The following is a 12851-nucleotide window of genomic DNA, read 5'->3' as shown; positions in this document are numbered from 1 at the left end:
GTACTCAGCAGTATTTAGAAACTACCATTGATCGTAAAGCCCATACTGCGGATATATGGCATACCCGATGTTTCTGTCATGGCTCCCGAACCAGTACCATTTAAATTCATTGGGTTTACACCATCCTTTGCACTGTTATACAAATACAATAGGTTGTTCCCTACAAGCGAGGCACGTAAAGCTCCCAAATAGAATTTCTTAGCTACGTTCTGAGGTAAATCATACCCTATACTAACTTGTTGCAGAGATACCCATGATGATGTAAAGATGGCATCCTCACGAATACCATTACCCCAGCTGTGTCCATTCACATAATAAGCAAATGCGCGTGTCGGCCGAACAATACCCTTATCATACGCTTCCTGATGTGTCATACCAGACAAGTCATAGGTTTTACCATCAAGACCTGTAACGCTTGTTCCTTGTTGATAAACTCCATCTGAGATAATACCGTCAGTTCTTTCCTGACCCGCTGCATTAGTATAACTAATTCCCCCAAGTTCTGTAGTTCTTCCAGGCAATGTACTTTTGGTATTCCCTAGCCATTGACCTAAATCTGTTGTCGTAGAGAATATTTTACCACCAAACTTAGAATCCAACATCACATTAAGCTGAAAGTTTTTATAGCTGAACGTATTCCTCCAGCTTCCCAAAAATTTAGGAACGATTGAACCAAGTGCCGGAGACTTGTCTTGTCCCTGCACGTAGTTAGCAGCACGAACATACAATGTAGAACTGTTACTCGCCGCTCTCAATACTTTCATCCCATTTAAAGGACTATCTATCGGACTACCGTCCGCTCCGGTTGCCTGATATTTAGCATAAGCGTATGGAGCGATAATAGTACCATACTCTCCTCCAACTTTCGCTACAGCTTCGTAGCCATCTCCACCGCCCAGGCTAGTATATTGTAAACCGAATGGAAGCTCTAGTACAGTATTTCTGTTCCGTGTATAATTAATATACGTTTTCCATGAAAAATTCTTAGTTTGTACTGGTGTTGCTGATAGCAAAATCTCAACTCCACGGTTACGCACAACACCACCATTGATAAGAGCACGATCTACACCGGATGACGAAGGAACTCCAAATTCGATAATCTGATCTTTGGTATCCTGAGAGTAATAAGTAAAATCAACTCCGATTTTATTACGGAACATTTTCAATTCTACACCAGTCTCAAATTTATTGGTACGTTCAGGTTTCAGATCCTGATTAGGCAGGGTATTCGATTGATATTGATAGTTGGGAATTGAGTTTCCTGCATTATCTACGTAAGGACCGTTAGCTCCATATGCACCTGTATTAGCCATATAAGGATCTGTACCGTTCCCAACTGCAACATAGGATACTCTCAGCTTACCATAGTCAAACATAGACGGCAACCTGTTTTGAAAAGAATCCGTAAATATCCATGATATGTCGGCTCCCGGGTAGAAATAAGAGTAATTTCCATGTGCATCATTGTACACCAGGGTTGAACTCCAATCGTTCCGTCCGTAGACATTTAAGGTTAGATAGTTTTTATAGGTTGCACTGCCCTGAAAAAATGCAGATGCATTCTGCGTTTCTCTTGGACCTGTTTCTGAACCCTTTGCTGGGTTTTTCGTATTGCTAATCCGGTAAACATCAGGAAGAATACCACCATCTGTCCATAATCTTGCTGATTTTGACTTAGATGTATTCAATTCTCCTCCACCCTGTATCATAAAATCGAAGTTATTCACAGCGATATTGTAATTCAGAATACCTCTGTATCTGCCAACGGTGGTATTTCCTACCGAAGTTTCATAGTATGGATTTGCAAATCCATCATCTCTACCTCTCTTTTTCTTTTCAAAATTAGTACCTAGATAATTGATACTCGCTATACCCTGAAAATCCAGACCCTTCACAATAGGAACTCTCAAGTCTATGCTACCTCTGAGGTTATCATCTGTTTGAAGGGCTTTGTCTTCAAACAAGGTATACCATGCTGATTGAGAAAGTCCACTTAAATCTCTTTCCTTTTCAGAACCACCTTTTTCAGAGATATAATTTTTTAACCAATATTTGGTATCATAGTTACGCGTACCACCGTAAGCAAAATTCCGGAGGATACCGTCACTACCTTGATTCGACGGATTATAAGAGTTACTCCTTACGTATGTTACATTTCCATCCAAAGTGACTTTCCCAAGTAATTTCTGAGTAGCACGCAAGTTTAAGCTATGACGCCCAAATTCGTTGTTCGGCGTTACACCAGTTGAATTGTTACGGGAGTAAGAAAAACGGAATGTCCCATTTTCTGTTCCACCCGATACACTCACGTTGGTGTTATTCGTAACTCCTACACGAAAAACATCCAGGATGTTATTTGGACGTGGGTTGTTTTGTATTAATTGCCCCGTTATATCCCTAACTGTCTGTCCCGTCATTTCCGGACCGAAGTTGTAACCATAAGTGTTGGGGTTCATCGCCAGCTCTCCGGCTGCATTTGTTATAAAATCCCCGCTATAATCTCCTGCTCCAAACTGATTTTGAAAATCTGCGGTACGATAAGCTTTATCCCAAATCGTGGTATGTGATACACTTACTCCAAGCCCCTTCTTAACAATCCCATTCTTTGTCTTGATAAGAATTACTCCATTATTGGCACGGCTTCCGTACAATGCAGTTACAGCCCCACCTTTAAGTACGTTCACAGATTCGATTTCATCAGGACTTATATCTTTAAGTATATTCCCAAAATCCTGTTCTGCTCCTGTATTATGAGCTACAACATCCTGCTCCATAACAATATCATCCACAACAATAAGTGGCTGATTACGGTAAGGATTTAAAGATGCGCTACCACGAATCATGAATCTTGGTGTAGCCTGTGGTCCACCAATACCTGGTTGGATTTGAAGACCAGGAACCATTCCCTGCAAAGCCGAAACCGGGTTGATTGTAGAAGCACGTCTTATTTCGTCTCCTTCTACAGTTGTCGTGCTATATCCCAAGCTCCTTTTGCTACGATCTCCGAAACCTGTTACAACTACTTCATTCAGTGCGTTGTTATCTGGTTTCAAAGCTATGTCAATAGTCTGTAAATCAGCAACGGGTACTTCCTGGCGGAGATATCCTACGAAGCTGAATATCAATACAGATGATTTGGAAGGAACATTGATTTTGTATCTACCGCTGGCATCGGTTGTGGTACCGGTTGTAGATCCTTTTACTACGATGTTAACACCAGGAAGCCCCTCTCCTGTTTCTCCGTCTGTAATTTTCCCGGAAATCGCGATATCGACTGCCGATTGGGTACGTGTCGATTCTAAAATCTTAAAGGAGTCGGCGCTCGCTGTAAGCGGAGTAGCCAACGCAAGGGCGACAAGCATTTGCTGCACTGCCAACCGGGTCATCCTTTTTTTAGATGATGATGGTAAATGATTCTTCATAAGTTTAAAAATTGTTTACGAGCGGGTTATTTGTAACCTTATCTCATGGCCTGATTTTGAAAAATTAAAATTGTACTATTTCCTCTGTGTCACGGCAATTCAGTTTAAAGTAATAGAAAAATTAATAAACAGTAATTTAACACTAAATAATTGTTATTTAAATAGTTGCAAACCAAACAGAGACCACAAAAAGTAGTCTCTGTTTGATATTACCTAAGAAGGGATTACTGTATTACTTAGTGATCCAAAGTTTGGTAGACTCACTATCTGAACCACCCATAGCCAGTTTCCAGTTATCACCGTTATATTGTTGCTCTGTACCCGGATAAACAAATCTTTGGAATGATCCGAAGTTGGTTTGATAAAACTGTGTATTGGAGGTTGCCATAGGCGTCAAGTCACCTGTTCTTCTCTTCAATGTCCATGAATCCCATGGCTGACGGAACTGATCAATCCACAACTGTGCATAGATCTGCTTTAGTGCTGTACTGAGGCTTGCCGTATTGTAGGCAACCGCCGGAGCAGCAAGTAAAGCCGTCATCTCTGCAGTAGTGGCTGTAGCTGCTGCAGGTTTGTTTACTACCCATACCGGAGAAGCAACTGCAATTCCCTTCCACATATCCACAGAAGATTTGATACCTGCTTCATATTCTGTTTTGGCGGTTGCTGCATTTGCAGCCACACCCAACCCACGGTTATACACTTCAGCCTTAATAAAATGAACCTGTGCTTTTGTCAGAATCAATTCGGGAATAGAAGTAATATCCTGCTCAAAGTAAAGGTTGAAAGGAGAATACAAATTACCCGCGCCCTTATTTGCCCAATCAGTATAGCGTTTTTTATCATAAGGAAGTCCACCTTCTGAGCGCGTATTAGCAGTTGGGTTTTGTGGATAAGCTGCCCAGGTTCCTGCATTATTCGACTCATAGAACACTTTTGCACGAGGATCGAAAATACCGCTACCATCAGGATTTTCATTGGACGCCATCAGATTCCACATGGTAGATCCGAAACGCAGGTAACAGTTAGCAGAGAAAGACCATTCTCTCCACTGGAAAGTCAGCCCGGTGATATTGCTTGGCCACATTCCAACATTACTATCCAACAAAGGTTTCGCAAGCGCTTCGGTAATGTGGGTCGTAGCTAGCGCCGTATTTTTATCATACATCGTTACGGCTATGTATAAACGCAGACTATTTGCAAATTTAACCCAGGCACTGATATCACCTTTGAAAAGTGTTTCATAAGAACCCAGGCTTACCTGATTTGCATTCGTACTGAAGTTATCTACTGACCATTTCAGATTCGCCAGAATATCTGTGTAAATCTCTTCCTGAGTATTATACACAGCTTTGTATACCTGAGTCCCCTTTTCTCCTGCAAGAGCAGCATAACCCGCATCCTTATAAGGTAAGGAACCAAAATAATTGGTCATCTTGAAGGATTTGTAGGCCATAATCGTCTTGATCATAGCCGACAAGTTGTTCATAGAGGCAGGATCGGCACTTTTGGCAATACGATCTTCCAGAATACGAACATTGCCCAGCGTGTAATAATAGTTTTCCCACAAAGCCCCGTTCGCATTGTTAAACGGATAGGCACTACCAACAACCGTTGCTTGTTGCGTAATCGGATACAACCAGGAGTTCATCACCGATTGCTCTCCTCCCGTTAGTGGCAGAGAGCTCACCACCGCATTAAAAATCTCGGGAGTGGATGCGCTCGTCGGCTGATCCCAAGGATCGTTGATAGATTCAAAATCGTTTTTGCATGAGGTTACTGATAACAGCAAAGCAACCAAAGCAACACCTGATATTTTTGATATAATTTTCATATTTCTTCAATAAATTTTAGCCGTTCGCTTATAGTCTTGCTTTGATAGAGAAACCCAGGTCGCGTGTTCCCGGGAACTGAGACCACTGGAAACCTTGTGCATTACCTGTTCCGTTGATCGCTTCCGGATTCATGTTCTCAGGCAGCGTAGTAAAGATGTAGAACAGGTTACGGCCTACAAACGAAATATCAAGTCCCTGAAGGAATTTGGTACGTTTCACGATTTCAGAGGGTACAGAGTAAGTCAGCGTTACCTCACGTACTTTTGCCCATGAATTGGTGAACACCTGATTGCTGCGCGGGATTACGTTCACGTTGGACCAGCCACCATGAGAACCCAGGTATTTGTACAGGTAGTGAACAACATCTGTATTCGGCGTACCGTCTGCAAACACCCCATCAATAATTACACCGTGGTTTGCAGTGCTTTCGTCAGGGTAAGTATAAGGCAAACCTCCTCCGTTTCTTTCCTTCAATGTTTCCGGTGACAAACCGTGCGCAATTGAAGCACCGTAGTCAGCTGAGAATAAGTCTCCACCTATCTTGAAATCAGCCAAAACATAAAGGCTTACATTCTTGTAACGAATGGTATTACCAAGTCCCCCGGTCAGCTTGGGCGTTGTATTACCGATTGCAACAGGATCAGCAGTTGTTACATATTGTGTACCCACCACTTTTGTAGGATCGCTTGTATCAAGCACTCTTTTTACAACTTTTTTACCATTCAGATAAGTGTAGTCATAGCCATAAATCGTACCGTAGTTCTGGCCGGCAGTAACATACATCGCTGCACCGTTATTTCCCCACATGTTGGCGATTTCGTAACGATCAATGCCATCTGCAAGAGAAATAACCTTGTTCTGGTTGTGAGCACCATTCAAAGTCACATCCCAACGTAGATTGGTGGACTGTATCGGTGTTGCTCTTACTATAAACTCAAAACCTTTATTAGCTAACTCTCCGGTATTGAAGCGAACTTTTGAAGCTCCTGAAGAAGTCGCAATAGCTGATTCAAGAATCTGACTTGTTGCTTTTGAAGAATAGTAAGTAAATTCAAGATTCAGCTTATTCTGAAGAAAACCCAGTTCAGCACCGATCTCATACGATTTATTACGCTGAGGCTCCAGCAATGCTCCCGGAGGCAAAGTAGTTTGCAGACGACGAACAGGAACACCTCCGAATGCTGCAGGCACAGCACCATCAACCGTGTTTGAAATAACGCCGGCATTATAGGTATACTGAGTCTGGTAAGGATTAGTACCATTTGCACTTTGTGCTGCAGACAGCTTGAACTTACCATAGCTCAACACATTCTGATCTTTCAATGCCGGAATAGCCTCTGAGAATACATAACTCAAACTTGCCGACGGGAAGAAATAAGAGGCTGTTGCAACTGGAAGTGTAGATGACCAGTCATTACGGCCCGTCACCTGCAGAAACAGATAGTTGTTATAGGAAAGATCAATGATACCAAACAGAGAGTTCAGGTTCATGCCGTAACGTGTTTCCTCAATAGTAAATTTAGTTCTATCGATAAAGTTACCCAGGTAATATTTGTTTGGAACAGAGAAAGGCCCATTGTTCCAGTTATTCACACCATGACTTCTGCTTCTCAATGCAGATGAACCTACAAGGATACTTGCATTGAATTTAGATCCGAAGATATTGTCCTTATGCGCTGAAGCAAAACCTTCAAAGTTTACATCCTGGTTATTCACATTTTCCAGACCATACTGACCTTCTATACCTGCCACGTCAGTAGGAGTATATTTGCTTTCAATATTGGTATTGGCCTGACTGATAGATGTGCGACCACTCAGGTTCAACCATGGAGTAACGTCAGCAGAAAGTTTAACGGATCCCAGAAGCTGATTTCTTGTCAGACGCTGGTTGTTTTCAAATACTTTCCAGAACATATCCTTAAATGCATTGTTATTGTAAGGATAGTATCCGAATTTGGATGTGCGGTCAAAGAAGTTTTTGCTACCGTCAGCCAACTTATAAGTATCCAGTTCCAAGGGCTTGTAGTCACGTGACATACCATGGATCATAAAGTTGGTCCAGCCGTTATCACCTGCTGCTTCCGGGGTATTCAAACGCGTATAGTTTGTATAACTCGCTGTTACATCAGCCTTCACCTTTTTAGAGATCGTCAATGAAGATCCAAGATTTACGTTGGTCTGGTTATAATCGCTGTTCGGAACAATCGCTTTGTTGTCCAGGCGAGTAAGACCTACACGAATAGTACCGAATTCACCACCTCCACTGAAAGAAAGGTTGTGCGTTGTGGTGTTTCCTTTGCGGAAAAATGCTTTACGGTTATCCGGTTGAGGGCTCCATGAACGTTTAGTTCCATCCCACCACTGAATTTCAGTACCGTCCAGTTTGTGTCCCCATGAAGCAGCAGGACCATACCAGCTGAACAATTCCCAGGATTGGTAACCTCCCGGAACAGGTCCACCGCTACGGTAGTTGTTGTTTACATCCTGCGCATCCCATGCATAGTTACCAGGGTAACGAGGTTGTCCGTCCGCTGTAGTTGGGAAAGGTTGTGTTGCAGACCATAGTGCTGAAGCTGCGCCATATCCGTACTCATTTTGCACATCCATGTAACGGTATGCACTTGTGGATAGTGTCGAGAAGTTATAATCCAATCCCAGGCCAGGCTTCTTTCCTCCACGCTTGTTGGTAATAAGGATTACACCATTCGCGCCGCGTGCTCCGTAAAGTGCAGCAGCATTAGCCCCCTTCAATACAGTAATATCTTCGATTTCATCAGGATTCAGAAAATTCAGGAATGATCCCCAATCTTTCGGACTCGTCACATCATCACTTTTTCCCTGTTTGCCGCCAATAGGGTCGTTCGTAACCTGGATTCCGTCAATAACGATCAGAGGTTGGTTACTCCCAAGAATACTGTTATTCCCTCTGATCACGATACGTTGTGAACCACCTTGTACACCGTTGGTTGCAGAGATGTTAAGCCCCGCCGACTTACCCATCAAACCTGAAGCCAGATCAGGAGGGCTTGCTTTGGTAAATTCTCTTGCTTCGATTTTCTGAGCTGAATACCCAATCGATTTAGATTCCCTTTTAATACCAAGTGCAGTTACCACCACTTCTCCAAGCTGGGTTGCATCTTCTACAAGAGCAATTTCAATGACGGTTTGGTTTCCAATAACTACTTCTTTAGCTTGAAAACCAATAAAAGAAGCGATGAGCGTACTGCCGGAAGCAGCAGAAATACTGAACTGACCACCAGCATCCGTTGTAGTTCCTGCGCTTGTACCCTTCACAAGAACAGATACACCCGGAAGAGGCTGTCCATCTGATGCTGTAGTCACCTTCCCGGTAATCGTTTGAGCGAATACGGGGGCACTTACTATCATCAGGATAATAAGTCTGAGTAAAAAATTTCGCATAGAATTTTATTGAGGTTATAGTGAATTTTTACCTCTTTCTAAACAATGACCATAAACATTGATAAAAAAGAGAATTATGGCACCAAATTAATAAATTATTTTAATAACTATTATTTGATTCATTAATTTTCTTTTCATAACAACCATAACAACATCGGCACATCATTTGGATTGCCCAAATTTTCTATTGCCTGCAACAGACATCACAAAGGATAATTTCAATTATCCCCAAAACCATAAGACAAAATCAATATTTAAAAATAAAACTATTTTTTATTTAAATAATCCATAAATAGAATACCCATACAATATCCATCCATGAACTACTCCTCAAAGCAGGGAGAGAATTATACGAGAGAAAGCGTTGTCCCAGCCTCCCCAGCAATCGCCTGGTCCAGTTCATCTGCATGACAAATAATTACCTGTGAAACGCCTTGCTCCAGGGCTGCAAAAGCATTATCAAGCTTTGGAATCATTCCCTTATTAATTACCCCTGAGTCGAGGTAATGCGCGTAGGTCTCGGGAGTTAACGAAGCAATCACAGAGTTATCATCCTCTACGTCAGTTAAAACACCTTTTTTTTCAAAGCAGTAAATCAGCTTCACTTCAGCGGTTTGTGCCATCGCTACAGCAGTTGCGGATGCCATTGTATCGGCATTTGTATTCAAAAGCAACCCTTCAGCGCTATACGTCAGCGGAGCGATAACAGGAATAAGGCTACTTGCAAGCAACGCTTCAATTTGTCTATCATCGACTTCTTCAATATCTCCTACATAGCCGTAGTCAATCGTTTTAACCGGTCTCTTGACTGAACGGATGATGCCTCCGTCAGCTCCGGTCAGCCCGATTGCGTTGCAGCCATACGATTGAAGCTGAGCTACCAGATTTTTATTTACAAGTCCGCCATATACCATCGTCACTACATCCAGCATTGCCTTATCCGTAATCCGGCGCCCGTCTACCATCTGCGTTTCAATCTGTAAACGGGATGCCATTTGCGTTGCCACTTTCCCTCCCCCATGCACAAGTATACTCTTCGCAGCAAGTCCCGCAAAACTCTTTAAGAAGCGGGTGCAGGCTTCAGCATTGTCAATTACATTTCCTCCGATTTTAACTACGTATAATGGTTGTGGCATGATTTCCGGTATATTCTCTTGTTTTTGAATCACCAAAGTTAACGCATCCCGAATGAAGTATAAAATGAAATTAAGCCCCGGCAATACGAATCGCTTCCGGTGGTACAATAGCATTATTCCTACCTAGCAGCCGACGGCACAATGAATTTTTTCTTAAAAATAACGTTGAATTACTGTGATCAGGACAATATACTCTAAGTTTACTCTTTGAAATTCTGTCAGTCGTTGCGATTAATTAAGTTACCATATATGAACCGTTATTTTTCATTTCTCCTCGGCCTGTTTGCTTTAGCAGGAAATCTGTCATTTGCTCAGGGAATTCAAAAAGATAAAGCACACTGGACTTACACCTTCTCCAAAAATGAGATAAAGAAAGGTGAAACGGTAGATCTGGTTTTCACAGCCGTCCTTGATAACGACTGGTATATCTATTCTTCTGATTTCGATCCGGATCTGGGTCCCATGCTGACGACATTCGCTTTTGAGAAAAATAAAACTTTTGAAGTCGTAGGTAAACTGAAACCTCAAAATCCCAAGCAGAAATTTGAGGAGATCTGGGGAGGTAATGTACGTTACTTCGATAAAAAAGCTGTTTTCAAACAGACTGTAAAGATCCTGGAAGACAATCCGGTGATCAAAGGAAGTTCAGAATACCAGACTTGCAGCCACACTTCGGGACTTTGTATTCCGGGAAACCAGGATTTCGAATTTAAGGGATTGAAAATTATCGCTGGCTCGACAGAAAATTCAACTGATAGTAATACAGAAGCAACAGTAGCAACAGCTCCATCTGAAGAGGTGGCCGGTGCAGATTCGGCTGCAACGGATGACAACGAAGCTTTGGCTGCCACCACTGATTCCAGCACGGCTGTCTCTACCATTCAAAGCGAAGGCAACACAACGGAAAGTACAGGAGACGGATCACTTTGGGGATTTGCCCTGGCTGCTTTTCTTTCGGGTCTGGTCGCGTTACTGACCCCCTGCGTATTTCCTATTATTCCTATGACGGTAAGTTATTTTACCAATCAGGAAGGTGGCAAAGTGAAAGCGCTGGTATACGGCATTTCTATTATCCTTATATATACACTGATCGGAACAGTGGTTTCGCGCATCAACGGACCGGCATTTGCCAACTTCCTGAGTACACACTGGTTCCCGAATTTGCTATTCTTTGCCATCTTCTTCGTTTTCGGCTTGTCATTCCTGGGCCTGTTTGAAATTGTACTTCCAAGCGGTTTTGTAAACAAAATGGATGCCCGCGCCGACAAAGGAGGATATGCAGGTGTTTTCTTTATGGCATTTACTTTGGTACTGGTTTCATTCTCCTGCACAGGTCCAATCGTAGGAAGCCTTTTGGTAGCCTCTGCCGGTGGCGAAGTGGTGAAACCGATTATCGGTATGGCTGCATTTTCAGCTGCATTTGCTATTCCATTTACCCTGTTTGCATTATTTCCACAATGGTTGAAATCATTACCTAAATCCGGTGGCTGGTTAAATACTGTCAAGGTTGTTTTAGGCTTCCTGGAACTTGCCCTGGCACTTAAGTTTTTCAGTATTGCTGATCAGGTATACCACTGGAGGCTGCTCGACCGCGAAGTTTATCTGGCATTCTGGATAGCGATTTTTGGTCTGTTAGGTTTTTATCTGTTGGGAAAAATCAGAACTCCGCATGATTCTCCATTGGAAAAAGTGAGTGTACCACGACTGTTGTTATCTATCGTCACTTTCACTTTCGTGATTTATATGATTCCCGGCATGTGGGGAGCGCCTTTGAAAGCACTTGCCGGTTACCTGCCGCCACAATCTACAATTGATTTTGATTTGAGCAAACGTGCAACAGGAGCACTGAAGGAGCCTTCGACCGTTTCAAAAAAATATGGTGATCTGTTTCATTTACCACATGATCTGGATGGTTTCTTTGATCTGAAAGAGGCGTTGGCTCATGCTAAGAAAGTCAACAAACCAGTTTTCATAGATTTCACCGGACATGGTTGTGTAAACTGCCGTGAAATGGAAGCACGCGTGTGGCCGGAGCCGGAAGTATTGAAAAGACTTCAGAATGACTATGTGATTGTAGCTTTATATGTGGATGACAAAACTGAATTACCGGAAGCAGAATGGTACACTTCGTCTTATGACAATAAAGTCAAAAAGACAATCGGTGCACAGAATGCAGATCTTCAGATTGTGAAATACAACAACAATGCACAACCTCATTATTGCCTTGTAGATCATGAAGGAAACCTATTGGTAGCTCCTAAAAACTATGATCGCAGCGCAGCCAGCTTCGCGAAATTCCTGGATAGCGGAAAGGCAGAGTTTGCGAAGAAGTGATCGTATACATCAGGCGTTGACACTAAAGATTTCGTATCTTGCTTTTGTAAACTTTGGTACTATGCAACAACTTACTCAAAAGGCTGCTGAATACTTTTCATCCAAGCCCGTGAAGCGTGCGTACGTTTTTGGATCCTTTGCCAGAAATGAGCAAAGTGGTCAAAGTGATATTGATATCCTTGTTGATCTGGATTATGAGAATGGTGCCGACTATTTTGTTTTCATGGAAATGCAGGAAGAGCTTTCTGCAATCCTCAATACCAGAGTAGATCTCGTTAGCTCAAATGGTCTTTCTCCGTTCGTAAAACCTTCTATTGAAAAGGAGAAGAAAATGATTTATGAAAGGAGCTAACGCGGATCAAGTCAGACTTCTACACATATTAGAAGCCATCACCTACATTGAAAGTTTTCTAAACAACAAAGTTAAACAGGATCTCTACGATGATCATCTCGTAAGGTTTGCTGTTGAACGACAATTGGAAATTATAGGCGAAGCTGCTAACCACGTTGATGAGAATTTAAAGCTAAAATTTCCAAGTGTAGAATGGAGAAGAATTGTGGGTTTCAGAAACTTTCTCACTCATGAATATTTTGGAATCGACCTTGAATTGGTATGGGATATCGTCCAAAATAAAATCCCCGAATTAAAAATCTTGATACAAAACATCTTAGCTGAAGTATATCCCAAACTGTAGCCTGAAAGA

7 protein-coding genes are annotated in these 12851 nt (G+C 42.3%); 3 read left to right on the top strand and 4 right to left on the bottom strand.

What is annotated here, in order from left to right:
- Window positions 1-14 precede the first annotated feature (14 nt).
- The 4 genes from DSL64_RS10310 to argB form a co-directional block, all read right to left on the bottom strand.
- Entirely contained in the window at window positions 15-3422 is a 3408-nt protein-coding gene (locus DSL64_RS10310; protein ID WP_199539372.1) for a SusC/RagA family TonB-linked outer membrane protein, read from the bottom strand.
- 232 nt (window positions 3423-3654) lie between these two features.
- Window positions 3655-5256: a SusD/RagB family nutrient-binding outer membrane lipoprotein gene (locus DSL64_RS10305; RefSeq protein WP_115830678.1), complete on the bottom strand. Its 1602-nt coding sequence runs from the start codon at window positions 5254-5256 to the stop codon at window positions 3655-3657.
- A gap of 28 nt (window positions 5257-5284) precedes the next feature.
- Window positions 5285-8677, bottom strand: coding sequence for a SusC/RagA family TonB-linked outer membrane protein (locus tag DSL64_RS10300; RefSeq protein WP_199539371.1), 3393 nt, complete (start codon window positions 8675-8677; stop codon window positions 5285-5287).
- A 347-nt stretch (window positions 8678-9024) separates the two neighbouring features.
- Window positions 9025-9813 (bottom strand): acetylglutamate kinase, encoded by a 789-nt coding sequence (argB, locus tag DSL64_RS10295; protein ID WP_115830924.1) that lies wholly within the window; start codon window positions 9811-9813, stop codon window positions 9025-9027.
- Between the two features lie 249 nt (window positions 9814-10062).
- On the opposite strand from argB, the gene DSL64_RS10290 reads away from it, so the two are divergent.
- The 3 genes from DSL64_RS10290 to DSL64_RS10280 all read left to right on the top strand — a co-directional run bounded on the left by DSL64_RS10290 (window position 10063) and on the right by DSL64_RS10280 (window position 12842).
- On the top strand, window positions 10063-12147 hold the full coding sequence (locus DSL64_RS10290; protein ID WP_115830677.1) for a protein-disulfide reductase DsbD family protein: 2085 nt from the start codon (window positions 10063-10065) through the stop codon (window positions 12145-12147).
- Between the two features lie 61 nt (window positions 12148-12208).
- Entirely contained in the window at window positions 12209-12499 is a 291-nt protein-coding gene (locus DSL64_RS10285) for a nucleotidyltransferase family protein (protein WP_115830676.1), read from the top strand.
- The gene (locus DSL64_RS10280) at window positions 12486-12842 is read left to right on the top strand and encodes a HepT-like ribonuclease domain-containing protein (RefSeq protein WP_115830675.1); all 357 of its coding nucleotides are present in this window, start codon (window positions 12486-12488) and stop codon (window positions 12840-12842) included. Before DSL64_RS10285 ends, DSL64_RS10280 begins: the two co-directional genes overlap by 14 nt.
- Window positions 12843-12851 lie beyond the last annotated feature (9 nt).

Origin of the sequence: Dyadobacter luteus (genome assembly GCF_003383615.1) — a bacterium.
Classification (GTDB): domain Bacteria; phylum Bacteroidota; class Bacteroidia; order Cytophagales; family Spirosomataceae; genus Dyadobacter; species Dyadobacter luteus.
The sequence above is the reverse complement of the archived record's forward strand: the minus strand, read 5'-3'. Positions and strand labels throughout refer to the sequence as shown.

Coding starts and splice junctions, on each gene's coding strand:
- DSL64_RS10305 (WP_115830678.1), bottom strand. CDS start 5,256: ATGAAAATTATATCAAAAATATCAGGTGTTGCTTTGGTTGCTTTGCTG.
- DSL64_RS10290 (WP_115830677.1), top strand. CDS start 10,063: ATGAACCGTTATTTTTCATTTCTCCTCGGCCTGTTTGCTTTAGCAGGA.
- argB (WP_115830924.1), bottom strand. CDS start 9,813: ATGCCACAACCATTATACGTAGTTAAAATCGGAGGAAATGTAATTGAC.
- DSL64_RS10300 (WP_199539371.1), bottom strand. CDS start 8,677: ATGCGAAATTTTTTACTCAGACTTATTATCCTGATGATAGTAAGTGCC.
- DSL64_RS10280 (WP_115830675.1), top strand. CDS start 12,486: ATGAAAGGAGCTAACGCGGATCAAGTCAGACTTCTACACATATTAGAA.
- DSL64_RS10285 (WP_115830676.1), top strand. CDS start 12,209: ATGCAACAACTTACTCAAAAGGCTGCTGAATACTTTTCATCCAAGCCC.
- DSL64_RS10310 (WP_199539372.1), bottom strand. CDS start 3,422: ATGAAGAATCATTTACCATCATCATCTAAAAAAAGGATGACCCGGTTG.